The organism is Chryseobacterium sp. StRB126 (genome assembly GCF_000829375.1).
In the GTDB taxonomy this organism is placed as follows: Bacteria; Bacteroidota; Bacteroidia; order Flavobacteriales; family Weeksellaceae; genus Chryseobacterium.
This window is the reverse complement of sequence record NZ_AP014624.1, coordinates 260,584-287,129: the sequence shown is the minus strand read 5'-3', so window position 1 is coordinate 287,129 and position 26,546 is coordinate 260,584. Positions and strand designations below refer to the sequence as shown.

Genomic DNA, 26,546 nt, shown 5'->3' with positions numbered 1-26,546 from the left:
ATAAAAAAAAGAATCTCAATTCTGAGACTCTTTTTTATTTTGTTAGTTTATACTAAGTTATTTGCTACAAGGTATTCTGCAATTTGTACAGCGTTTGTTGCTGCTCCTTTCCTCAGATTGTCTGCTACAATCCAAAGGTTGAGCGTTTTCGGCTGAGACAGGTCTCGTCTTATTCTTCCTACAAAGACTTCATCTTTTCCTTCTGAATACAGCGGCATCGGGTAGTGGTTGTTTTTTACATCATCCATTACGACTACGCCAGGAGTTTCAGATAAAATTTTTCTTACTTCATCTAACTCAAATTCGTTTTCAAATTCGATGTTTACACTTTCTGAGTGACCTCCCTGAACCGGAACTCTTACTGCAGTAGCTGTTAAATTGAATGTATCGTCACCCAGAATTTTCTTAGGCTCTTTCATTAATTTAATTTCTTCTTTAGTATAATCATCATCAGCAAATACATCACAATGAGGCAATGCGTTCTTGAAGATCTGATATGGATATACTTTAGCAGCAGAATCATCCCCGTTGATTTCTCCGTTTAATTGGTCAACAGCAGCTTTCCCTGTACCTGTTACAGATTGGTAAGTAGAAACAACTACTCTTTTTAAATCATATTTTTTGTTCAAAGGTCCTAAAACCATTACCAACTGAATGGTAGAACAGTTCGGATTTGCAATGATCTTGTCTTCTTTAGTCAGTACATCTGCATTAATTTCAGGAACGACTAATTTTTTATCAGGATCCATTCTCCATGCTGAAGAGTTGTCAATAACTGTTACTCCAGCTTCTGCAAATAAGGGGGCAAATTCCAGAGAAGTAGAACCTCCGGCAGAAAAGATAGCAATGTCCGGTTTGGCAGCTATAGCGTCTTTCATGCTTACAATCGTAAATTCCTTCTGTTTATACTTCACCTTTTTACCTACAGATTTTTCGGAAGCTACCGGAATTAATTCTGTTACAGGGAAGTTCCTTTCTTCCAAAACTTTCAGCATAACTTCTCCAACCATTCCTGTTGAACCTACTACAGCTACTTTCATTGATTTAATTAAAAATTTAAGATTAAACTATTTATAAATTATAACGCATATAATTTCTTTATCTTTTTTAAGCCCCAAAGACTCTTGTCCAAGGGAAAGCGAATGCAAATAAACCTACTGCAATTAATCCCATAATGGTAATACCCAGAGAAATTGTATCGTTTGATTTTACTTTTTTGTTGATGATGGTCATTAATATTGCTGCAATTAACATAGAGAACGGATGTTCAACAAATGTCTGTCTGCTGTAGGCATCCTTCATTAATGTTCCTGAATCTAATGCAGCTTTGAAACCTGGTGAAAATATGAATAACAAGCATATTCCTAATAGAAACTGAACGTGGAAGAAAATCATTGTGAAGAGAGTGGTCTTCTTTAAAAATTTGTTCACTTTTCCACTGTAACCGAACATTGTAGCTAAAAGTGCAATAGTAAATAATGCCACTAAAAGTAGTTCTAAATATCCGAATCCTTTGTGTGCACTAAGAAAAATCTTGTAAAAATCCATAATCCTATTTTTTTTGTACACAAAGATAACAAAAATCCCGGCTCAAAGCCGGGATTCATATTTATAAAATCTAATATTGTGATAATTAGAAGTTGAAAGATAAGGTTGTAGACCAAGTTCTTCCGAATCCGAAGAATACTCTGTTTCCATCTGCAATACCTTTATAAACTCTTCCAGCTTGTTCATAAGTAACACCATAATCAGCTGCTCCCGGCTTAGCTGTTGGATTTACTAGATCCGTTGTTTTGATATTTGTTACACCATCCTGGATATAAGTAATATCAAACAGGTTGTTTACGTTAACACCAAGAGTAAAATATTGATTTGGGTTTTTCAATTTAAGTTTGTAAGATGCCCCTACGTTAAATAAATTGAAATCAGGTAATTGTAAAGCTGTTTTATCAGGAGTAAGGAAATCTGTCATATTAACAGTAGAGTAAAGTTTTCCTACATATTGCCAGTTACCATATATTTTAAGGTCTGTAACAGGAGTTGCTGTAAAGCCTAATGAAGCCGTAGTTTGTGGGATACTGTTGTTGTTTGTACCTCCCACTTTTACTTTATCTAGATAAAGTGTAGATGTATTTTTCCCATTTGTTGCAATTGGGGTATTGTCATCCTGGAAGTTAGCACCTGTAGCATTTCCTTTGAATTGATAATCTCCCCAAGAGAACATACCTTGGAATTCTATGAATTTGTTTAGTCTGTAGTTCGCTTCAAATTCTGCTCCTTGGTGAAGTTGGGTAATTCCACTGATTTCCGAGTATCCTCTAACATTGTTGTCGAAAATTACATTGCTTCTTCTGAACCATCTGTCTTTCCACTCAGTTCTATATAAGTTAACTTTAGCGTTGAAGTTAGATGTTTTGAATCCATAACCTAGTTCCACAGAGAAAATTTTCTCATTAGTTAAAGTAGGGTTTACTACTTGCTGGTTACTTGGATATACAGAGCTCATTAAAGGTTGCTTACTATAATATCCAACATTAGCAAACACGTTATGATTGTTGTTGATGTTATAGTTGGCCCCCCCTTTAATATTAAATCCGAAAAGGTTTTTAAATCCTGTCTTTCTGTCAACAGTTTGACCTTGTTGAGTTGATCCCGGTTTTATAAAGTCATCAATTCTCTGGTAAGCCTGGTTAGATACTGATCCTTGTACATAAGCCGTTAACTTTTCAGTAGAATATTCTACCTGTCCGAAACCACTGTACCAAAGAACCTCACCATCATTACTGAATGAAACTCTATCTTGTAGTGGTGCATTTGATCCACCGAAAGGATTCCATGTTAGTTTTTTGTAGTCATATGTATTACTAACAATATTGTTTGTTGGTAAGTTCTTGTTGGTGTCATCTGTATATCCTTTTGCTCCGTATAGATCAGAAAGCACCTGATAGTGATATCCATAGTAATATCTATCATCTGTTCCTACAGAGAAATTCCAGTTATCGTTGATTTTGTGTTGGAAGTTCATCAAGATACCATACCAGTTGTGAGAGTTCACACTTGAAGTACGTACTAGTGTATTTCTTGCAGCACCAAGAGTAGGGGTTACAGCTCCGTTAGCAGCAAAGATTGCATCATAGTTATAATGTCCGTCTGTATTATCAACAAAGCCACTCATTCCCTGTCCACCAACAGCACCAAGGTTTCTTGCTCCACCACCACGTCCGTTAGACATGTAAGCTACTGTACTTAAAGTAGATTTTTCACTCATTGTCCAGTCCCAGTTTACCATTATTACAGGCTTGGCATAATAGTTCATAGCATTTGCTATTGGAGTTCTTTGCCCGTCTATTGTACGGTAACCATAGTCGGCATTGTATGGTCTATATGGTGAACCATCATGATCAGGATTATATTTGATATAATTACCAATTGTTGGAGCGAAAGATCTTTGGTCATGCCATTGTGGAGAAGAAGTGATCATAAACTGTACGTTATGCTTCTTGTTTGGCTGATATCCTAATGCAAAGAAATAAGTATATGATTCGTAATCTGTATTTTGTACGTATGTACCTCCTGCCTGTCTTGCCATTAAGAATGAAGCAGCCCATCCGTTTTCAGATTTACCTGTGTTATAAGCGAAAGATGTTTTTAAGAAATCATTATTACCAATACCTAATCTTATAGCTCCACCTTGTTTCATATCTGCAGAACGGGTAAGGAAGTTCATTGTTCCTCCTACAGAAGCAATTGCTAATTTGGAAGAACCAAGTCCTCTTTGTACCTGCATAGTACTTGTTACATCTGATAAACCTGTCCAGTTTGACATGTACACAGCACCTGTTTCCATATCATTTACTGGCATACCGTTTACCATTACGGCAATGTTTCTGGTTTCAAAACCACGAATAGTAAGTTGTGAATCCCCAAAACCACCACCACCTTTTGTTGCATATATTGATGGTGTTGTGTTCAATAATTCTACAAGCTCCTGGTTACCTTGTCTTTCAAGAATCTGTGCAGCTTTAATAGTAGAAACTGCTACCGGTGTCTTTCTATCTTTAGCGATATCTGTAACACCTCTTAGGATTACCTCCTCAATGTCTTTAGATTTAGCTTTCGCTGAATCCTGAACTTCTTGAGCGTAATAGACGCTAGCTGTTGATAATGTAATTACAGCAGTTAGAATCGATTTGTTGATTAATTTCATAATCGTTAGTAATAATTAGATTTAATTTTCTGCAAAATTCGCAAAATATATTTTAACTATTATTAACTCAATGTTAATTTTTAATCAGTCTTAATAGTGTTAAGTGTTTGATAGTCAGGTTTATCAATAAAAAACGGTTTTTTATATGAAAAAAGTCATGTTATTGAGTTTTTAATAAAGGGGGGATGTTTTTGTTAAAAATTCAACGCTATTTCACAGCTTTGAGACTCAAATCTATATTCTCAGCCGAGTGTGTTAAAGCTCCCACAGAGATATAGGTTACTCCTGTAGATGCAATTTCTTTAAGCATATCACGGGTAATTCCTCCTGATGCTTCAGACTCACATGAGCCGTTGATCATTTTTACAGCTTTCTTCATGGTCTTAACATCCATGTTATCAAGCATAATTCTGTCAACTTTGGCATTAATGGCTTCCTGAACTTCTTCTAGATTTCTGGTTTCCACTTCAATTTTTAACTTTTTCTTAGTTTTTTTAACGTAGTCTTTAGCCATTTTTACAGCATTGGTGATGCTTCCGTTGTAGTCGATATGATTATCTTTAAGCATAATCATGTCATAAAGACCATATCTGTGGTTGGTTCCACCGCCAATAGCCACTGCCCATTTTTCACACATTCTGAAATTTGGGGTTGTTTTTCTGGTATCTAAAAGCTTAGTTTTTGTTCCTATCAACCTTGAATCCCAGTCATGAGTAAGCGTTGCAATTCCACTCATTCTTTGCATACAGTTAAGAACAAATCTCTCAGTAGAAAGAATTGATCTGGCACTTCCAGTTACAATAAGGGCAATATCTCCTACTTTACAAGGGGTACCATCTTTAATGAAAGTTTCAATCTTAAGCTTTTTATCGAAAGCTTTAAAAATAATTTCTGCCAATTCTACACCTGCAAGGATGCAATCCTGCTTTACCAACAATTTCGCACTTTGCTGAAGGTCTTCAGGAATCGTGGAAAGGGTAGAGTGATCTCCATCCTGGATGTCTTCTTCAAGGGCATTTTTTATAAATGTTTTTAATGCTTTATCTGTAACGTATACTGGTCTTTTCATATTTTTGATTTTAGTAATAAAAGGAAGATCTTTTTCCGAATAATAAATCATGAATGATGAAGAGCAAAAGAACTTCATTTTCCTTTGCATCTATTTTTTCAAAATCTATACTATCTTTTATTTTTATATTGTTTTGATTAGTACCTTGAAATTCTAATATTTGTTTTTCATTTCGTCCTTGGGGGATGACTTTATAACTCCATTTAAAATTATTCCAATTGTATTCTTGAGTATAATAAATGATTTTCTCTCTATTGAATGTTAGAATTGGATATTGAGGATTATTGACATAATATAGAGTTAAGTTTAGCTTATTGTCTTTAATTATATTATTTAAATTGAATTTTAAACTTCCATAATAATCCGGTTTTCCTAACCCTTTCATATTACATAACAGGTTTAAAACTAAAGGATATTTAGATGTGGGAACAATAATTTTTTTTAATAATGTTATTCCATATAATCCCAAAATAGCTCCTAAAAGTATTATCACTGCAAGGATGACTATATTTGAAAAGTTATCATTTTTTCCAACTTTCACCCAAAAACTTAATAATGCAAAACCACAAATCAATGAAAGAATCATTCTTGAATAGAATAAAATATTGACTGTTGTAAGAATATTTAAATTCAGGGCCTTCATTTGTTTGATTAAAATTAAACCAAATCTTTATTGTAAAATGCTCCTTTATTTTCTGTCATTTCCATAGATTGGGTAATGATGAGATGAGCAACAGTGGTAAGGTTTCTTAGTTCGGATAATTGAGGAGAAAGAATAGAGTAGTGGTAAATTTCATCAACGGCTGCCGCAATTTCCTGGTGTTTTTGTAAAGCCATGTTCAGACGTCTGTTGCTTCTTACAATCCCTACCAGATCGCTCATCATTTCCTGAAGCTGTTTTCTCAGGTAGCTGACAATGACCATTTCATCCATGATTTTCATTCCCTCTTCATTCCACTCCGGAACTGCTTTTAAATCATCAAAATTGAATAAATTTTCATTAAGAAGAGCTACTGTTTTCATCGCAGCATTATGTCCGAAAACCAATCCTTCAAGTAAGGAGTTTGAAGCTAATCTGTTGGCTCCGTGCAATCCGGAATTTGTACATTCTCCTACCGCAAAAAGATTTCTGATGGAAGATTGTCCGTCTCTGTCTACTTCTATGCCTCCCATCAGATAATGGCAGGCTGGAACAACAGGGATTAATTGAGTGAAGGGATCAATACCTTCGTCTTTACATTTTTTATAGATATTGGGGAAGTGTTCAAGGAATCTTTCCTGATTCATTTCTCGGCAATCCAGGCCTACATATTCATCTCCTGAAATTTTCATTTCATTATCAATGGCTCGGGCGACAATATCTCTGGAGGCTAATTCTTCACGTTCATCATATTTCTGCATGAACTTTTCACCTCTTTTGGTTCTTAGTTTTGCGCCGTCTCCTCTTACTGCTTCAGAAATAAGGAAAAGCATTCCGTCAATCTTACTATAAAGAGCGGTAGGATGAAACTGGTAATACTGCATATTGGAAACCTTTCCTTTTGCACGGGCTACGAAAGCAATTCCGTCTCCTGTTGCAATAGAAGGATTGGTGGTGTTTTTATAAACATGCCCGGCCCCGCCTGTAGCAGCCAGTGTAATTTTGGATGTGATTTTTTTGATGGTTTTGGATTTTTCATCCAATATATAAGCACCATAGCAGTGGATATCTCCTTCATTAAGTTCTTTCCCCGGAACATGGTGCTGAGTAATGATATCAATTACATAGTGGTGGTCTAGAATTTCAATATTCGGGCTGTTGTTGGCCGTTTCCAATAATGCTCTTTCAATTTCAAAACCTGTAATGTCTTTATGATGGACGATTCTGTTTTCGGTATGGCCTCCTTCTCTTCCCAGTGCAAATTTGCCATTTTTCATATCGAATTGGGCACCCCATTCTACAATTTCATTGAATCTTGCAGGGGCTTCCTTTACCACCATTTCTACAACATCACGTTTGTTTTCACCGTCTCCGGCACGCATGGTATCTTCTATATGTTTTTCAAAATTATCGTTCTGAAAGTCAGTCACTACAGCAAGACCGCCCTGTGCGTATTTGGTATTGCTTTCGTCTTCATCAGACTTTGTTACAATGATGATTTTGGCATCAGGGAGTTGTTCAGAAACTTTAATGGCATAAGAAAGTCCGGAAATGCCGGAACCGATTACTAATACATCCGCTTTTATCATGTGCTTGCTTTAGGTACAATCATTTAAATATTAAATAAATTTAAACAATTTTTCGTTTGGTTTTCTTACTTTTTTCATGTACTGGAAGTGATCTTCCTCAGAACGGTAGCCTAAAGCGAGGGTAACGGTTACTTTTTCTGTTTCTGGATTAATATTCAGAATTTCTTCTATTACATCCTGTCTGAAGCCTTCCATAGGGCATGAGTCTATGTTTTCTATAGCAGCGGCGTACATCAGATTGGCTAATACGATATATGACTGCTTTTCTGCCCAGTTGAAAATTTCATCCTGTGTTTTTTGATTAATATGCTGATTGATGCTGTTCTTGAATGGACCAAGTTTCTCAAGAGGAGTTTCTCTTACCTCAGAAATGTGTTTGAAATATCCTTGGATATAATTTTCCTCAATGTTTTTCTTTGAAATAATCACAACAAGATGGGAGCATGTGGAAATTTGGGATGGATTATAGAAAGCGGGAATCAGTTTCTGTTTCATATCCTCGCTTTCAACAATAATAATCTTATAAGGTTGAAGTCCCAGAGAGCTTGCAGACAGTTTTCCTGACTCAAGAATGTTGTGAAGGGTCTCCTGAGGAATAATTTGATTATTAAATTTTTTCACAGAATATCTTCTGCTTAAAGCTTCCAAATAATTCATAGCACAAATTTAAGAATTGAATATGAATAAAGGGTCTTTAAAATGAAATATATCCTTTTAAATTAATACAAAAAAATCACCCCGCATAACGGAGTGACTCTTCTAATATGAATGATAAACGTGATTAATTTCTGTTTTTAACAATAATCCAGCCTGCAAAGTTGATAGGTGTTGTTCTGTTCATGTTGTTTTTTTCATTCCATGAAACGGAATACCAATAACTTCCTGTAGGAACCCTTCTGCCGTTGGCTGTCCCATTCCATCTGTATCCGTTGCTTTTGTCTGCCCTGAAAACCTGTACGCCGTACCTGTCGAAAATATTAACTTCAAAATTAGGTTTGATAGCCAGTGCTGAGTAATCAATGAAATCATTGATGCCGTCATCGTTAGGGGTAATAATATTAATGAGGTTAGGTATAGTGACATTAATCATAATGGGCTCACAATTGTAACTGTCTTTTACATATATTTTGGCAACGCCTCTCGTAACATTGGTGAACACGTTAGAATCCTGCCAGGTGATATTGTCTGTAGAATATTGATAAGGAGGCATTCCGCCATTTACGTGAACAGTAACAGTTTCTCCTGAAACATCTACACTGGAGATGACAGGGATTTCTGATGGGAATACCGTTACAGTCTGAGTAGTGAAGCATTCTCCGGTTTTTAGTTTCACCCAATAAATACCAACGCCCACATCTTTGATAGATTGTGTTGTGGCTCCGGTACTCCATTCATAACTTTTGAATCCTGGGCCGGCATCCAGCGTTGTTTTGCTTTCTACACAAATAATTTTGTCTTTTAAAACTCTGGACGGAGCCGGAGCCTTGACTGTTAGAGTAACTTTAGCGATTGAAAAGCATCCGGTAGCATTGAAAACTTTAACATAGGCTACCCCATTGGGAGCAATATAAGCGCCCGGAGTGGTTATTTCATTGGTTCCGTTAAGAGCGTCTGTTATGGATGGGTAGTATTTTTTTGTAAATCCTGCCGGATTTGGAACAACGCCGGCATTAATAAGATTAAAAGAGGCTGTTAATGGGTTGCTCTCTATAAAGCATGATTCTATCGGAACATCATAAACGGTTATAACAGGATGGGTATTCAGTGTGATTTTTGCAGTGCTTACACATCCCTGTGCTGTAATAACCCTTACGTATATAATCCCTGGAGGAGAAACATAGGCAGAGGGCGTTGTGATCTGATTGGTGCTGGCGTTCAGATCGTGTATACTTGGATAGAACTCTTTAGTAACGCCGGTTAATGTGGTTACTGCTGCGGTATTGAGATCAAAGATACCGACTCCTCCATTATTATTGTTACATTCTGTAAGGCTTGCATCGGTTGCTGCAAATGGAGTGGGGTTCAGTTCTATAATGCCGTCTCCATTATCACAAAGTGTTGATGTAGGGTCTTTAACAACTACTTTAATGGTGGTGTTTCCCGTATATTGAAAACTAGTAGGGTTGGCTATAGGAGTAGCAACTCCCAATAGGTAATAGGTGAAAACATAATTTCCGGGATTATTTACAAATTGGGTATTGTATGAAGTAAGGTCTACAGTTCCACTTCCGGTTGCAGGGTTGGTGCAAACGAAAGGTTTTATGGTATTATTTAAAATAGGAACTTTATCTACAAAAACTTTGGCATTCTGGATGGAATGTCGGGCGCTGGCCCCTCCTGTTGCTGCAGAAAAACCAAAATATCCTTGTGTCATTCCTACTGCATTCCCGGAAGGAGCAAATGATTGATCAGTAATAAGTACTCCGTCTATTTTAATTTTAATAATCCAGTTGGTTGGATTAGTAAGATCTGTTTCTCCATTTACTTCAACGTGTTTGTAGTTGTTGCCTACAAATGGCTGAGTGGCATTCAGATCTGGGGAGTGAAAGGTACTGCCGGGAGTATTGTTGAATTCTATATTGTTGCCGGCGGTATTGTTTGTGCCATATAAAACATGTACTTTACTCATCTGGCCTTCAGTGGTATTGTTAAAGATATCAAAACCAACCATTAGTCCTGATGCATTGGCCGGAATTCCAAGACCACCACCTGATACAAATCCTGTGGGTGGGTTGGCCAGATACCAGAATGTAAAACCATCTCCACGTCCAAATTGGGTTGTTCCGTTTCCGTCAATTCTGAAATCAAATTCTACCTTCCATTTATCACAATAGCTTAAGGTAATTGGAGTGGATAATTTTATAGCCCCATACTTGCTTGTTTGGTCAGTAGTAAGTCTTATGAAATCTCCGCTTACGATAGCATCTGAAACAAGATCCCAACCTGTAGTATTTACAGGGTTTCCAGTAAGTTGATAGGTTTGGGAGTGCATTTTTCCTGACAGACATAATAAAATACCCAGAAGAAAAAAGAGTAGATTTTTTTTCATAGTGGAAGGATTGTGATGTTGTTATTTGTATTAATGTTTATTCCATATTTTTTACCAATACCCAACCTGAGTATTTTGTTTCAGTGTTGTTTTTATTGTTTTCATTCCATGAGATTGTATACCAATAAGTAGCGGAAGGAATTTTTTTACCGTAAGCTCTTCCATCCCAGGTGTAATTTCTTATTTTGTTAGCTTCATACAGTTTGTTTCCATATCGGTCATACACCGTGAAGATTAGGTTTTTCTTGTATGCCAAAGCAGAATAATCAATGAAGTCATTTTTGTTGTCCCCATTAGGTGTAATAGCATTGATGAGGTTAGGAACAGTAATCTGAACTTCAATAGGGGAGCAGTTGTAGAAGTCTTTTACAAAAACCTTTACTTCTCCTCTGGCCAGACCTGTGAAAATATTTGACGTCTGCCAATGAGTTCCGTCCAATGAATATTGATAAGGAGGTTTTCCACCTATCACGTTAGCTACAATTGTATTGTTATGGATATCAATGCTGGCAATTACAGGATTAGGAGATGGTTGTACGTTGACAGTTTGTGTAGTGGTACAGTTCCCTGTTCTGAGTTTAACCCAATAAGTTCCTACACTTACATCTTCAATAGCGGGAGTTTTAGCCCCGGTGCTCCATAGGTATTCATCAAAACCAGGACCTGCGTCTAAATCGGTTTTATTTTCTATACAGATGGTTTTATCTTTAAGAATTGAAGATTTAATAGGTGGAAGCACCACAAGGTTAATTTTAGCAATAGCAAAACATCCGTTGGTGTCTGTTACCTTTGCATATACAGGTGTACTTGTTGAGGTGTACAGATAAATGTCAGTAATCTCGTTGGTATTATTAAGGGCGTTGGCTACGGTAGTGTAATATTTTTTAACAGCTCCGGTAAGTGAAGTCACATTAGCTGTTGTTAAATTAAATACACCATTAAGTATATTATTTTCAATAAAGCAGGATTGGATCGTGGCGTCTTTTACTTCGGTTTCGGGATAAAAAGTAAGATTAATCTTTGCAGTACCTGTACATCCCAGTGGAGTAGTTACTTTTACATAAACTGTTCCAGGTGAAGATTGGTATGTGTCCGGATATAAAATTTCATTCGTTCCTGAATTTAAGTCGTTGAGTGTTTTGTAGTATTTCTTTGTAACTCCAAGTACATCAGTTACGTTGGCGGAATTTAAGTTGAAAATGGCTGTTCCTGTTTTATTGTTATTACACTCGGTAAGTGTTTTGTCATTAGCTTTAAAAGGAGCCAGGTCCAACTGGATTTTTCCATCAGGATTATCGCAAAGCACTCCGGCGTTATCCTTAATAACTACAGTTACTGTGGTGTTGGCGTTAAATTCATAATTGGAGGGATTGGAAATAGGAGTAGAGCTGCCTGGAGGATAATATTTGAATGTGTAATTGCCGGGATTGGCAACAAACTGAGCATTGAAATCAGTTAAATTTACACTGCTATATCCGGTAGTAGGATTGGGGCAGAAAGACTGGGTTACTAAGTTTTTTAGAATCGATACTTTATCTGTGTATATTTTTACATTTTTAATGGAATTTCTTGCTGAAGCTCCACCTGTAGATGCTGAGAAACCAAAATATCCCTGTGTCATTGTAGCAGCTCCGCCTGAAGGAGCGAACGATTGTGAGGTAATTGTTGTTCCATCCATTTTTACGGTAATGATCCAGCTTGTAGGGTTAGAAGGATCTGTTTCACCAGTTACTTCAACGTGTTTATAGGTGTCTCCTACGAAAGGTTGGGTTGAGTTGAGGTCTGCGGAGTGAAATGAACTTCCGGGAGTGTTAAAAAATTCAATATTGTTAGTGTCCGTAGTGTTGGGAACTACCCCGTAGGCAATGTGTACTTTGCTCATTTGAGCACTGGTTGTATTGTTGTAAATATCAAAACCAACCATGAAACCAATTGCATTCTGTGGAATTCCTAATCCTGACCCTTGTTGGCTTGTTACAGGCGGATTGGCAAGATACCAAAAGGCAAATCCATCCCCTTTTCCAAATCCTGGTATTCCGTTTCCATTAATTCTGAAATCGAATTCTACTTTCCATTTATCGCAGTATTTCAGATTAATGGGATCATTAAGTTTTATTGCTCCGGATTTGTTTCCTACATCATCAGTAAGCATAATAAAATCACCGCTTGTAGTGGCGCTGGGAACCACAGTCCATCCTGTAGTGTTGATGGGATTTCCGGTGAGTTGATAGGTCTGGGCGAAAGATGTTCCAGATAGGGATAGTAAAAGAATTGAGAAGTAAAATAATAAAGTTTTATTCATTTCACTGAGAATTTAATTCATGGTAAATATATTAAATCCTAAGTAATAAATGGTTATTTTGTGTTAATTTTGTTAAAAAAATTAATTATTATTCAAAAAATAATATTTATTATGATAAAGTAGTGAAAGATGTACGCGTTATTTCGGATTTGTATTAATTAAATTAAAAGAGAGAATTGCTATCCAATCCTTCAAAATAAGTATCAATTTCAAGATTGGGAGAGCTGGCAGCTGCTACTGCTAGTTTGTCGCAAAGTTCATTTTCGAAATGGCCTGCGTGTCCCTTTACCCAGTGCATAGTAGGTTTGTGTTGGTTGTACAACTCAATGAATTTTTTCCAGAGATCAGGGTTTTTTACATTTTTCCAGCCTCGTTTAATCCATCCGGTAATCCAATTCTGATTAACAGCATCCGCTACATATTTACTGTCTGTATAAACATGAATGTCGTTTTCTGTAGATTTTAGTTTTTCCAGAGCAGAAATTACAGCAAGGAGTTCCATTCTGTTGTTGGTGGTTTTTCGGAAGCCTTTAGAAAAAGTTTTCTGATAATTTTTTTCAGGAACGCGCATAAGAATTCCATATCCCCCTTTTCCGGGATTTCCACTGCATGCACCGTCTGTATAAATTTCGATTTTCAAATCTGTTTTATAAAATTGAATTATTTAAAACGGGAAATCATCATCATCATCATCAAAATCATTCATAGAAGATCCTGAAAGTTTAGAACTGTCCGGAAGATCAAATGCTGCTCCAGGTTGAATCGTTGTTTTGATTTTGTCAAAACCACTAGGCTCACCAAAGTTCGATGGATAGCCGCCTCCCATACCGCCGTCAAGGGCAGCTTCAATATCACCGAATTTTGCAAAATGTTTTAAGAAAGATAATCTCACATCAGCTGTAGCGCCATTTCTGTGTTTTGCAATAATTAATTCGGCTTGGTTTTCTGTAGAAGTTTCCTGTCCTTCCTCATCATTATCCCAAACGGTGATTTTATAATACTCCGGTCTGAAAATGAAAGATACAATATCCGCATCCTGCTCAATTGCTCCGGATTCCCTTAGATCTGAAAGCTGAGGTCTTTTTCCGGGACGTGTTTCCACACTACGGGAAAGCTGGGAAAGAGCAATTACGGGAACATTCAATTCTTTTGCAATTGCTTTTAATGAACGGGAGATCATGGAAATTTCCTGTTCACGGTTTCCAACTCCTTTTCCACTGCTGCCAGCGGTCATCAGCTGAAGGTAGTCAACCATTATCAGTCTTACTCCGTGTTGCATTACCAGTCTTCGGCATTTTGCACGGAAGTCGAAAATGGAAAGTGATGGAGTTTCGTCAATATATAAAGGAGCATTTTCCAGTTCGGATACGTTGGAGAATAATCTTTGCCATTCTTCGTCGTCAAGCGTTCCTTTTCTTAATTTTTCGGATGAAATTCTTGTTTCAGAAGCAATCATCCTGGTGATAAGCTGTACCGAAGCCATCTCGAGAGAGAATAAAGCCATTGGGATTTTGTGACCTACGGCAATATTTCTTGCCATCGAAAGAAGGAATGCGGTTTTTCCCATCGCGGGACGTGCTGCAATGATAATAAGGTCAGAATTTTGCCAGCCTCCGGTTTCTTTATCTACATCCCGGAATCCTGAAGGAACCCCTGAAAGTCCTTGTTTGTCCTTTAAAGATTTAATGGTGTCAATCGCTTGTTTTACCAATGAGTTGGCAGTATCAAACCCTTTTTTTATCGTTCCGTTGGTAATCTCAAAGAAAGACTGTTCCGCTTTATCCAGAAGTTCAAATACATCGGTTGATTCTTTATAGGAAGAATCAATTACATTCGCTGAAACATTAATAAGACTTCTTAAAATATATTTTTCAAGAATAACACGAACGTGATATTCAATATGGGCAGATGAACTTACTCCCATGGTAAGGTCAATGATATAATGATCTCCCCCTGCCTGGCTTAATTTGTCCTCTTTTTTAAGATCTTGGATAATGGTCATTAAATCTACCGGATGATTACCTTCATAAAGTTTTAAGATAGTAGAAAAAATAACCTGGTGTCTGGGATCGTAAAATACTTCCGGAGTAAGGAGGTCAATGGAATGGTCAAGACCTTTTTTGTCAATCAAAAAAGTTCCGATAACAAGTCTTTCGAAGTCCACTGCATTAGGAGGCATTTTCCCATCCGCAATAGACAGCTCTTTTGCAAAGTTTCCGTGGGTAAGGGATGATAATGTTTCTTTCTGCGCCATGGTGCAAAGATAGCTTATTTAAAAAATATTTAAAAAATAGTATTCAACAAATTATTAGCAGTCTTTGTGAAAATGCGGTTAATAGGGGATTGGGTATGTTGATAAAAAAAATCACCTCAATTGAGGTGATTTTCTATGATATGATTGAGAGGTTACTCTCTGTTTTTCACAATGATCCATCCTGAGAATTTGAATGGAGTTTTCTTGCTGTTATTCTCGTTCCATGTTAAAGAATACCAGTAAGTGCCCGTAGGTATTTTCTTACCTGCAATGGTTCCGTCCCATTTGTATCCGTTAGATTTATCAGCCTGGTGGATTTTTACGCCATATCTGTCGAAAATATTCAATGTAAGGTTTTGCTTACCTGCAATTGCAGAATAATCAAGAACATCATTGATACCGTCTCCGTTAGGTGTAATAACATTTACAATATTAGGAACTATTGCTTCAATGATGATAGGATCACAATCGTAGGCGTCTTTTACATATATCTTATAATTACCTCTTGGGACATCGTTAAATACATTAGAATCCTGCCATACAACATTGTCTATGGAGTATTTATAGTCAGGAGTTCCGCCTATTACATTTACAGTGATGTTTGTAGTAGATACATCAATACTGGAGATAACCGGCTGTTCAGCAGGATATACTTTTACAGTTTGAGTGGTAGTACATTCTTGAACTTTAGATGTTAGTTTTACCCAGTATGTTCCTACCCCTACATCACTGATGCTTTGAGTAGTTGCTCCGGTGCTCCATTCGTATTTTTTGAATCCAGGCCCTGCATCCAGTGTGGTTTTATCTTCCATACAGATGATTTTATCTTTAAGTACGCTGGATTTTACCGGAGGAAGTACCTGAAGTGTTATTTTAGCAACAGTGAAGCATCCAAGGTCATCATATACTCTTACATATACTACGCCATTAGGTGCCATATAGGTTTTATAATTAGTTATTTCATTGGTAGCATCTACTGCATCAGCCATTGAAGGGTAGTATTTTTTCTTCGTGCCGTCAGCTGGTACGGTAATGGGAGCGTTGTCAAGATTGAACATCCCCATAGAAGGATTTGTTTCCAGGTGGCACTCGGTTATTGTAGGGTCAGGAAGAGCTTTTACCAGTGGGTGGAATTTTAATTTAATTTCAGTAATCGTAATACATCCATATTCATTGGTTGCTTTTACAAAGACTGATCCCTCTGCAGAAACATATTGATAAGGATTGGTTATTTCATTGATGACATGATCGAGATCATACATTGAAGGATAGTACTTTACATTAAGGTTAGGAGTTAGTCCTATATCAGCTGATGATAAGTCATATAAAGCTGTTCCGGAGTTATTGTTACTACATGAAGTGAGTTCTCCAGGAGTCAGTTTGAATGATCTGTCAAAAAACCTGATATCTCCAAATTCCCTACATTGATTTAAAAAGGTAACAGGCTTAGTAGGGTCAGCATAAGAAATAGAATAGGTGTATTTAGTAGTCGTATTAACGGGAATAGGGGTTGTTATAGGATCATAATCACTTGCTGCATCAGCTGCACTGCGATAATATTTTATAATAAAATTTGGATTGTTATTTCTGATGTGATTTGATAGGGTCGCAAAATCAAAAGTTACAGGATTGCCACAAATGTCAATATCTCCATCATTTTTTGCACCAGGTTTTAAGAATGGGAAGGGTTGGTAAATTTTTAATGAATTATTATCGAATGGGGTAAGCAATGTTGCTGTTCCGCCAAAGCTTAATTTAAAAGGTGCAATTTCAGCGGAATAGTTGTTTAAAAGCAAATGATATACTTGTCCCGGAAGTACATCAATATATTTTACAAAGCCAATTCCACCGCCGTCTTCTGTGGTGTCTGTGGCGGTCATACTAAGACCGGTAAGAGGTCTGCTTATTAAGTTGCTCATTCCGGCATAGGAGCATCTTAAAGGGAGCTCTCTGATGTTGTTACAGTCGTGATTGGGTCCATATAATGCGAAATCATAATCAATGTCGTAAGCGTTGGGTCCCATAGGGGTAATAAGGAAGGTTAATGTTCCTGCTGTTTGTATGCTGAAGGTAAACCAGATAGAGTTACTTTCGCTGCTTAAACAACCGCTTCCTTCTTTTACACTTCCGCTTCCATTAGGTTTTAATGAGATTTCTGCGTCGCTGCATATAGGGATAGCAGTGATACAGTCCTGTTGTGCAAAAACCATTTGGGTGATGAAAATTAGAAAAATCAGTAGATATTTTTTCATTTTTTTGACCGATTTAAAATTGAATACTTAAAGTAAATTATTTATTTCCAGGGATAAGTTGCTTACCCCATCCAGGTACAGAGCTCAAGGTTGTGAATCCTGTTGCAGCTTTTTGATATTGAGCTTCAGCTTCGGTCGTGTTACCAGATTTTTCAGCTGATTTTGCTTTTAGGATCGCTAATCTTGGATTGTTCGGATCAGAACTTTCTGCTTTCGCAATATATTTTGAAACCTCTTGTGTTGCTTTTGCCGGATCATTGTACACTCCTAATTGTATGCTCTGTAATGTAATGAGCCCTAGAAGAATGTTGTTTTCCAGATTGTCAGGTTGGGAAAGTGACCCCCCAAGAGCAAATTTTTCTGCTGTAACACTTGCAGGAATAGCTGAAGCAGTGGATTTTTTTGATAAAAGTTCCGCTTTAAGATACATAGAAACAGCGGCATAATAAAAAGCATGCCATTTTTCAGAAGTGTTAGTTTCTGTGAATTTCTTAAATAGTTTGTCGTAATCACCTTCGGTGTTGGTGGTGTTGAGCTGTGAAGCGCTTTGTTGTAATGCTTTGTCGGTGAAAGTTTGAGCGCTTGCCCAGAAACCGGTCACGAAAAAGCTTAAAATAAATAAAATTTTATTCATAAAGAGGATATTTGTAGCAAATATATGAAATTATTAATGTTTGATGATGTATTTTGATATATATTTAAATAATATGTATTCTTGTTTTATAATACTGTATTTCTGTTGTTAAGTTGTAATATGTGAAGATTGCAATAGAAGAGTGTTTGGGGTTTTTGATTTGAAATAGGAATGGTGGGTTGTTTTACAATAAATAAGGTATAAAATGAAAATAAGGATAAAAAATCTTCTATCCTTATTTTGTATATATTTAATTTTAATTGATTTAGGTGTTTTTAAATCAATTGGTAATAAGTTTATTAATATTGCATCTTTCTTAGCTTTGAGTTAGTGCTTCCAACAATTAGAGCAATCAGAACGGTCATGCATCCACCAAATACTACAGAACGAACCACCCCCAATACTTTAGCCATTAATCCACTTTCAAATTGTCCCATTTCATTGCTGGACATGATGAATATGGAATTCACACTCAATACACGTCCTCTTATATGGTCAGGTGTTTTAAGTTGTACAATCGTTCCTCGGATCACTACAGAAATACCGTCAAGCATTCCGCTTAAGACCAGGAACATAAATGAAAGCCAGTAAAGTTTGGATAACCCAAATCCAATAATACAGATTCCAAACCCTGTAACAACTGCAAGAAGTATTTTTCCTTGGTTTTTTCGTAAAGGAACAATAGATAAAAGAGTAATGATGCACATAGAACCAATATCAGAAGCAGCATTCAGTAACCCGAAACCTTCTGCTCCTGAATTCAGGATGTCTGTTGCAAATACAGGGATCATTGCTACGGCACCTCCAAAAAGTACAGCAAACATGTCTAAGCATAAGGCTCCCAGAATTTCCTTTGTCTTAAAGATATAGGAGATCCCTTCACGCATGCTCTCCACAACATTTACAGTCTCTTTTTTATATTCTGAATATTGTTTATTGAGCTGCCAGAAAAACAGAGAGGCAATAAATATCAGTGATAAAATTGCAACCAGTGTCCATGGTACTCCAATATATCCGATAAGAAGTCCGCCTATGGCGTGCCCACATACAGAAGAGATAAGGAATGTAGCCTGATTAAGGGTGACTGCATTCGGAAGGTTCTCTTTCTTTACAATTTTAGGAATCATAGAAGGAACAATAGGACCGATAAAGGCTCTTGCGATTCCTGTAAAGAATATAACTCCATAAATATAGTAAGTGACCTCGTGCCCTGTAAAATGCATTTGTACGTTGAAGAAAGCCGGAATTAAAAGAAGCCCGATCAGAAAAATATAAGCGTAATTGCAGATGAGCAACAGCCTCTTTTTTTCATTCATATCAATAACATGTCCTGCATACAGGGCACAGCTTACGGCAGGAATAACCTCCGAAAGTCCGATAAGACCAATTGAAAAAGGATCTTTGGTTAATTGATATACCCACCATCCTAATAAAGTGGCAAGCATTCTGAAGGCTAAAACAATAAAAAATCTCCCGGTAAGAAGATTTCTGAACTCAATATTTTGTAAAGTTTGTAAGGGGATAAAGGAAATCATGAACAAAAATAGCCCTAAAAATTTATTTAAGGCTATCTGTATATCATTTTTTAACAGATATATTGAATATATATCAAAAGATAAAATCTATTTTAGTCTGCTCTTGAAGAACTAAGTACAATAGCAGCAACTCCTGCCGCTCCGATAATCGTGGCACCTGCCGCAATTCTTGCCTTCCTTCTGTCTTTCACAGCTGCAACATTAGACTTAGGAATAATTACCTCTGTACTGTCTTTTTTTCCAGCTGTGCCTACAAGATTATCTCCAACAATGTTTCTGAATAATATTTTTTGTTTCGGAGACCCGTCTCTCATGGTAACTTTGTAAACTTTTCCGGCTTCCAGATTGGAATAGTTGTTTTTTGAAATATCTTCGCTGTATTTTGTAGTAGCGCAAGATGTAATCACAAATAAAGACGTTAATAAAGACGATTTCAACAGTACAGATGCTTTCATTATTTTCGTTTAGTTTTTCAAATTTATAATTTTTTTCGAATATACGTTTTTGGAATTGAAAAAATATCTCTAAAATTTGTAAATTTCTAATAAATCAGCGATATTTCTGTCGTTGGCTAATCGTGGAGTCTTATTCTGTCCACCCAGCTTACCCTGAGACTTTGCATATTCATGGAAGGCATTTTTCTTCAGTTTTGTAATATGAAGCTTTTGAAGAATATTTCCGGAAATCAGATCATCATAATAGGTGTTTCTGTTTCGAAGCTGCTGATCCAGCTCATTTCTGAATGCTTCCTCATTTGCAGGATCTTTTTCAAATTCAATCAGCCATTCATGATAAGGAAGACCTTCACTCGGATTAACCTGCGGTGCCAAATGGAATTCAGTAATCTGTGCCGGGTATTTTTCTAGAGTTGTTTTCAGAGCTTCCTCTACCTCAAAAGCAATTACATGTTCTCCGAATGCGGATGTGAAATGTTTGGTTCTTCCGCTAACCAGAACCCTGTAAGGATTTTTATCAATAAATCTCACAACATCACCAATGGAGTAGGCCCATAGCCCTGAATTGGTAGTTAAAATCAGGGCATAATCTTTGTTAAGTTCAATTTCTTTTAGGGTTAATCTTCTTGCATTGGGTTTTCCATATTCCTCCAATGGAATAAATTCATAGAAAATCCCATGGTTGGTTAGCAGTAAAAGTCCTTCCTTCGTATAGTCGTCCTGAAATGCAAAGAATCCTTCAGATGCAGGAAAGGTTTGAATAATATCTACTTTTCCACCCAGTAAATCTTCCATTTTATCACGGTAGGGTTCATAATTTACTCCACCTGTAACGATAAGCTGCAGGTTAGGGAAAAGTTGTTTTATTTTTTTTCCGTTTTTCTCAGTCAGTTTCTCAAAATACATAATAAGCCAAGGCGGTATCCCTGAAATCAAGGTCATGTCCTGATGTTCTGTTTCTTCAACAATCTTGTCTACTTTCGCCTCCCAGTCTTCCATGATGTTGGTTTCCCAGCTTGGCAATCTGTTTTTCTGAAGATAATTAGGAATATGATGTGCTACAATTCCGGATAATCTTCCGGTTTTAATCCCAAAAACTTCTTCCAGTTCCGGACTTCCCTGCAGAAAAATCATTTTTCCGGTAACAAAATCCGCACTGTTCTTTTTGCTTATATAATGGAATAAAGCACTTTGAGCTCCTGCAATCTGATAAGGCATTCCTTCTTTAGATATAGGAATGTATTTTGATCCAGAGGTTGTTCCTGAAGTTTTCGCGAAATATTCAGGAGTATCCGTCCAAAGAATATTTCCCTGTCCTCTTTTTACTCTTTCAATGTAAGGTTTTAAATCTTCGTAGTCGGACACAGGAACTCTTTCCTGAAAATCTTTTACAGAACGGATGTTTTCAAAGTCATGTTCCCGCCCGAAAAGTGTTTTTTGAGCTGTGGTGACAAGGGAAATCAATAGATCCTCTTGGTTTTTTTCTGCATTTTTTTTGAATTCCTCCGCCTTTTGAACATGTTTTTTTGCCCAGATAAGCGCAGCGTTTTTCTTGAAGAAGTTTAACATGGTTCAAATTTATAAATAAGTAGACAACTATGGAATCATTTTTAGAGAGGAAAGTATAAAAAAACCGATGAAATAAATCCCATCGGCTTTTCTCGAAATTTGATTATGAAAATAACAACTATATGTTGATGTTATGCTTATTTGTTTGCTTTGTACCTTTTGTCAGGAGTACCATCTTTTTTCAGATGTTTGTTTTCTTTGTATCTCTTGTCCGGAGTGCCGTCTTTTTTCATTTTAGCAGCAGGGGCAGGCTGAGCTGGTTTCGCCTCTGCCGGTTTTGCTGTTTTCGCAACCATTGGTTTTGCAGCTTTTACTTCTGCTGGTTTAGTGGCTGTAGTTTTTACAGGGGCAGGAGTGGTATGGGTGGCGGGAGCAGTCTGCTGAGCAGTAGCAAGGCCTAGTCCTAAAACTAATGACATTGCTGATAATAATTTTTTCATAGGAATACTGTTTATTTTTTGTTGAATAAAGATATACAAAAAGCAGGCTAAAAATTTTGGTTTTTTAAACTTAACTAAAGTTTATTACAGCTTAAAAAAAAATTAAAGCAGTTTTATGTAGAATAAAAAAAGCCTGTTTTCGATTAGGAGAACAGGCTTTTGCACAGATAGAAGATGGCTTAGCGTGTACAGTTGGCTGTCCATGTTTTACCATCCTGGATGTATAAAATCTTCAATGTATTATTGTCAATTCTAATATAAGATGTTGCGGTAGATCCTACCATTACCAAAGTGTTATCTCCTTGTTTATTGAATTCTATTCCGTTTAGACTCGGAATGCTGTTTGAGAAGGAGAAGTTGTATTTTGTACCACTTGCAATCTTTGTTACAAATACGCTTCCGGCATCAGTGCTGATGTTGGTAGATCCTCCATCCTTATAAGATACACTTCCTTTGTAGGTTCCTGCAAAGAAGTCGTTGTCTGCAGGGTCATCATCCTTGCTGCACGACGAAAAAGATACTGCTGTAAAAATAAACAGCATCAACACTCCTAGAATTTTCATTGCTTTTTTCATAATACTACTTTTAATGTTTGGTTTATTTAAAGTCCCAAACACTATGCCATGAGAAAATATTCGATTTTTTTTAACAGGTAATTAATTAAATTAATAAAAATTAAGATTTAAATGGCTAAGTAATTCATTTTAAATCTGAAAGTCTAAAGGTTGCGATTCGAAGAAAAAAATATCATTACCTTTGTATTGTATTAATGCGGTTTCGGAAAACTCCCGAAATCGTTTTTGTCGTTTATACCATTACTATTTATGCAGTTAAAATCCATCAATGAAAAGTTCCTGCCGGATCTTATGCAAAAAGAATTCGGGAAAGAAATTTTTACCCAATTAGAAAATAGTGAACATGTTTCCGTGAGGGGAAGTGCGGGATCTTCAGTTTCTGTTTTTGTGGCTGAGCTTTTTTTGGTTCAGAAAAAAAATATTCTTTATCTGGTAGATGATAAAGAGGATGCATTGTATGCCAATACTGAAATGGAAGATTTGCTGGGGAAAGAAAAAGTACTGTATTTTCCGGCTACCCACCTTGAGCCTTACCAGGTAGAAAAGACACAGAATGCTAATCTTGTGTTGAGAACTGAAGTGCTGAATAAAATAAACTCCGGAAGATCTCCAAAAGTAATTGTTGCCTATGCTGGAGCTTTATCAGAAAAGGTATTAAAGAAAGAAGACTTTAAAGCTATTTCTCATCATATAAAAGTAGGGGATCAGCTTGATTTTGATTTTGTGGATGAGCTGCTTAATCATTATCATTTTCAGCAAACAGATTTTGTTTCAGAACCAGGAGAATTTTCTGTAAGAGGTGGAATTGTAGATGTATTCTCTTATTCCTACGAAAAGCCCTACAGAATTACGTTCTTTGGTAATGAGGTTGAAAATATTAAAACGTTTGATATAGAAACTCAGCTTTCGGTAGATAAAGTGAAAGATTTTCAGTTGGTATCCAATATGAATTTCTCGGTTACGGGAAGCAGGGTTTCATTGCTGCAGCTGCTGCCTAAGGAAAGTTATGTGATTTCCAAAAACGGAATGGTAGGAATGCAGAAGATTAAAATATTCTATGAAAAGTCCCTGGAAAAGTTTGAAACATTAAGTAAAGATATTGCTCATAGAGCTCCACAGGAACTCTTTATTTCTGATCAGGAGTTTTTATTTGATTATAAAAAATTCAAAACCATTGACTTTGGAAATGCGGTTATTGAAGGATTAAAGGATATTGCTGAAATTAAAATGGAGCAGCTTCCACAACCTTCTTTCCATAAAAACTTTGAGCTTTTGATTGAAGATATGGAAGAAAAGCAGAAAGACGGATTTGATACCTGGATTTCATTTTCAACGGAAAAACAGAAAGAAAGGCTTGAATCTATCTTTGAAGAGCTTGAACATGAACTTCCTTTTAAAAGCTTTAAGTCTGAATTGCATGAAGGGTTTGTAGACAATGGACATAAACTTTTGGTATATACCGATCACCAGATCTTTGACCGTTATCAGAGATATAAAGCTAAAAATACCTTTGCAAAATCAGAACAGCTTACCCTGAAAGACCTGATGAGCTTGAAGATTGGAGACTATATTGCCCATATTGATCATGGAATCGGGAAATTTATGGGATTGGTGAAGGTAAATAATGACGGAAAGATTCAGGAATGTTTTAAACTGACCTATAAAAACGGAGATTTACTATATGTAAGCATTCATTCATTACATAAGATCTCCAAATATAACGGACCTGATGGAAGAGAGATTGTGTTAAGCAAACTTGGTTCTCCAGCATGGAAGTCGTTAAAGCAAAAAACGAAAGCTAAGGTAAAACAGATTGCATTTGACCTTATACAGCTATACGCCCAAAGAAAAACGGCAAAAGGATTTGCTTACACACCAGATTCTTACCTGCAGAATGAGCTGGAAGCAAGTTTTATTTACGAAGATACTCCGGATCAGGAAAAAGCTACTGTAGATGTGAAAAAAGATATGGAAGCGGATACGGTGATGGACCGGCTGGTTTGTGGTGATGTAGGATTCGGTAAAACGGAGGTCGCAATTCGCGCTGCATTTAAGGCCGCTACAGATGGTAAACAGGTGGCGGTATTGGTTCCTACTACTATTCTGGCATTCCAGCATTACAGAAGCTTTAAGGAAAGGCTTAAAGATTTTCCGGTCAATGTTGCCTATGTTAACAGGTTCAGAACGGCTAAGCAGAAGTCTGAAACTCTGGATGCATTGAAAAACGGAAAAGTAGATATTATTATTGGAACGCATCAGTTGGTGAGCAGTTCGGTTAAATTTAAAGATCTTGGATTATTGATTATTGATGAGGAACACAAGTTCGGTGTTTCTGTAAAAGATAAGCTGAAGACGCTTAAAAATAATGTAGATACGCTTACATTAACCGCAACCCCAATTCCAAGAACATTGCAGTTCTCTCTAATGGCGGCAAGAGATTTATCTGTCATTAAAACGCCGCCACCCAACAGGCAGCCGGTAGATACCCAACTGATAGGTTTCAATGAAGAGATACTTCGGGATGCTATTTCTTATGAAATTCAGAGAGACGGGCAGGTGTATTTTATTAACAACAGGATTGAAAACCTTAAAGATATTGCCGGACTTATCCAGCGCCTGGTTCCTGATGCAAGGGTGATTACCGGGCATGGCCAGATGGATGGTAAACAGTTGGAGAAAAATGTTCTGGATTTCATGGAAGGAAAGTATGATGTACTTGTTTCTACTACCATTGTCGAAAGTGGGGTAGATGTTCCAAATGCCAATACAATCTTTATCAACGATGCTCAACGATTCGGAATGGCAGATCTTCATCAGATGAGAGGAAGGGTAGGACGAAGCAACAGGAAAGCTTTCTGTTATCTGATTACTCCGCCTTATGATATGATGACAGCAGATGCCAGAAAACGTTTGGAAGCTATTGAACAGTTTTCTGATCTTGGAAGTGGTTTCCAGATTGCAATGAAAGATCTAGAGATTCGTGGTGCCGGAGATTTATTAGGTGCAGAGCAGAGTGGGTTTATCAATGAGATGGGTTTTGAAACCTATCAGAAACTAATGCAGGAAGCTCTTGAAGAATTGAAAGATGATGCTGATTTTGAAAATTTATTTGAAAACGAAGAAGACAGACAAAAACTTTTCAAATCTGTAAAAGATGTTAATATTGATACAGATTTGGAATTGATGCTGCCAGATTTCTATATTTCTAATACAGAAGAGAGATTGCTGCTGTATCAGAAAATCGCAGAGATTAATAATGAAAAAGATATTCATCAGTTTGAACTTGAACTGATTGATAGATTTGGGGCATTGCCAAAAGAAGCTGTGAATCTGTTGAAAAGTGTTTCCTTAAAATGGCTGGCTGCAGATATAGGTTTTGAAAAGATTGTAATGAAAAATGGTGTATTCTTAGGATACTTCCCGAGCAATCCTCAGGATAAATTCTATCAGACAGACAGATTTAGGCATATCATTAATTATCTGACAAAAAATCCTGCTGAAGCTCAGCTCAAGGAGAAAGCCGGTAAGGAAGGGAATCAGCTGATGATGAGAAAAGAAAGGGTGAAAAATGTAGATGAGGTTAATATCTTACTAAAAGCTATCATTGAACATAATTAAGATTTAGATTTAAAAAATTATTAAGTTTCCGGTAAATTGCATAAAACCATATAAGAATTTATTTTTTTTATATGGTTTTTTTATGATTGTTATCATATTTTTATTTTCATAATATTCATCCTTAAGAGAAATACCTCATTAAAGTCACTTTTAAATGAGAAAACGCTATTGATTAAATTGCTTTACAGAAGCTGTTTAAGCGTTTTTAATATTTTATTCTCTTCTGAAATAATTAGAAATGTAGAAATAATTCTACTTTTTATTACAAATAATTCTATTGCGTAATATGTTTATTTCTATAGGTTTAACTAATATAACTGGGATTTTTTCGATTCGTAATTTGTACATTTGCAGTCCT

The 26,546-nt window shown here is 36.5% G+C and carries 19 protein-coding genes; 1 reads left to right on the top strand and 18 read right to left on the bottom strand.

What is annotated here, in order from left to right; genetic code table 11:
• Window positions 1-47: 47 nt before the first annotated feature.
• The 18 genes from CHSO_RS01310 to CHSO_RS01225 all read right to left on the bottom strand — a co-directional run bounded on the left by CHSO_RS01310 (window position 48) and on the right by CHSO_RS01225 (window position 22,570).
• Window positions 48-1,040, bottom strand: coding sequence for an aspartate-semialdehyde dehydrogenase (locus CHSO_RS01310; protein WP_045491530.1), 993 nt, complete (start codon window positions 1,038-1,040; stop codon window positions 48-50).
• 67 nt (window positions 1,041-1,107) lie between these two features.
• Complete coding sequence (locus CHSO_RS01305; protein WP_045491527.1) at window positions 1,108-1,548, bottom strand: hypothetical protein; 441 nt, start codon at window positions 1,546-1,548, stop codon at window positions 1,108-1,110.
• A gap of 85 nt (window positions 1,549-1,633) precedes the next feature.
• Window positions 1,634-4,207, bottom strand: a complete 2,574-nt coding sequence (locus tag CHSO_RS01300) for a TonB-dependent receptor (RefSeq protein ID WP_045491525.1) — start codon at window positions 4,205-4,207, stop codon at window positions 1,634-1,636.
• A 208-nt stretch (window positions 4,208-4,415) separates the two neighbouring features.
• Entirely contained in the window at window positions 4,416-5,276 is an 861-nt protein-coding gene (gene nadC / locus CHSO_RS01295) for a carboxylating nicotinate-nucleotide diphosphorylase (RefSeq protein WP_045501666.1), read from the bottom strand.
• Window positions 5,277-5,286: 10 nt separating this feature from the next.
• Entirely contained in the window at window positions 5,287-5,919 is a 633-nt protein-coding gene (locus CHSO_RS01290) for a hypothetical protein (RefSeq protein ID WP_045491522.1), read from the bottom strand.
• A gap of 14 nt (window positions 5,920-5,933) precedes the next feature.
• On the bottom strand, window positions 5,934-7,505 hold the full coding sequence (nadB, locus tag CHSO_RS01285) for an L-aspartate oxidase (protein ID WP_045491518.1): 1,572 nt from the start codon (window positions 7,503-7,505) through the stop codon (window positions 5,934-5,936).
• 30 nt (window positions 7,506-7,535) lie between these two features.
• Entirely contained in the window at window positions 7,536-8,162 is a 627-nt protein-coding gene (locus CHSO_RS01280) for an NAD(P)H-dependent oxidoreductase (RefSeq protein ID WP_045491515.1), read from the bottom strand.
• A gap of 124 nt (window positions 8,163-8,286) precedes the next feature.
• Window positions 8,287-10,554, bottom strand: coding sequence for a T9SS type B sorting domain-containing protein (locus CHSO_RS24840; protein ID WP_084220907.1), 2,268 nt, complete (start codon window positions 10,552-10,554; stop codon window positions 8,287-8,289).
• A 37-nt stretch (window positions 10,555-10,591) separates the two neighbouring features.
• A complete protein-coding gene (locus CHSO_RS24835) occupies window positions 10,592-12,856 on the bottom strand; it encodes a T9SS type B sorting domain-containing protein (RefSeq protein ID WP_052480457.1) in 2,265 nt (754 codons plus the stop codon).
• A gap of 163 nt (window positions 12,857-13,019) precedes the next feature.
• Window positions 13,020-13,496, bottom strand: coding sequence for a ribonuclease HI (gene rnhA, locus CHSO_RS01265; protein ID WP_045491513.1), 477 nt, complete (start codon window positions 13,494-13,496; stop codon window positions 13,020-13,022).
• A 24-nt stretch (window positions 13,497-13,520) separates the two neighbouring features.
• Complete coding sequence (dnaB, locus tag CHSO_RS01260) at window positions 13,521-15,110, bottom strand: replicative DNA helicase (protein WP_045491512.1); 1,590 nt, start codon at window positions 15,108-15,110, stop codon at window positions 13,521-13,523.
• A 152-nt stretch (window positions 15,111-15,262) separates the two neighbouring features.
• Complete coding sequence (locus CHSO_RS01255) at window positions 15,263-17,362, bottom strand: T9SS type B sorting domain-containing protein (RefSeq protein ID WP_045491509.1); 2,100 nt, start codon at window positions 17,360-17,362, stop codon at window positions 15,263-15,265.
• 37 nt (window positions 17,363-17,399) lie between these two features.
• Window positions 17,400-17,996 (bottom strand): tetratricopeptide repeat protein, encoded by a 597-nt coding sequence (locus tag CHSO_RS01250; RefSeq protein ID WP_045491506.1) that lies wholly within the window; start codon window positions 17,994-17,996, stop codon window positions 17,400-17,402.
• A 299-nt stretch (window positions 17,997-18,295) separates the two neighbouring features.
• Complete coding sequence (locus CHSO_RS01245; RefSeq protein ID WP_045491504.1) at window positions 18,296-19,531, bottom strand: MFS transporter; 1,236 nt, start codon at window positions 19,529-19,531, stop codon at window positions 18,296-18,298.
• A 92-nt stretch (window positions 19,532-19,623) separates the two neighbouring features.
• Entirely contained in the window at window positions 19,624-19,986 is a 363-nt protein-coding gene (locus CHSO_RS01240) for a hypothetical protein (protein ID WP_045491502.1), read from the bottom strand.
• A 69-nt stretch (window positions 19,987-20,055) separates the two neighbouring features.
• Window positions 20,056-21,555 (bottom strand): GH3 auxin-responsive promoter family protein, encoded by a 1,500-nt coding sequence (locus CHSO_RS01235; protein ID WP_045491500.1) that lies wholly within the window; start codon window positions 21,553-21,555, stop codon window positions 20,056-20,058.
• A gap of 137 nt (window positions 21,556-21,692) precedes the next feature.
• Entirely contained in the window at window positions 21,693-21,995 is a 303-nt protein-coding gene (locus CHSO_RS01230) for a hypothetical protein (RefSeq protein WP_045491498.1), read from the bottom strand.
• Between the two features lie 179 nt (window positions 21,996-22,174).
• The gene (locus CHSO_RS01225) at window positions 22,175-22,570 is read right to left on the bottom strand and encodes a hypothetical protein (RefSeq protein ID WP_045491496.1); all 396 of its coding nucleotides are present in this window, start codon (window positions 22,568-22,570) and stop codon (window positions 22,175-22,177) included.
• Window positions 22,571-22,819: 249 nt separating this feature from the next.
• Here CHSO_RS01225 and mfd point away from each other — a divergent pair, with 249 nt between their 5' ends.
• On the top strand, window positions 22,820-26,188 hold the full coding sequence (gene mfd / locus CHSO_RS01220; protein ID WP_045491492.1) for a transcription-repair coupling factor: 3,369 nt from the start codon (window positions 22,820-22,822) through the stop codon (window positions 26,186-26,188).
• Window positions 26,189-26,546: the final 358 nt, after the last annotated feature.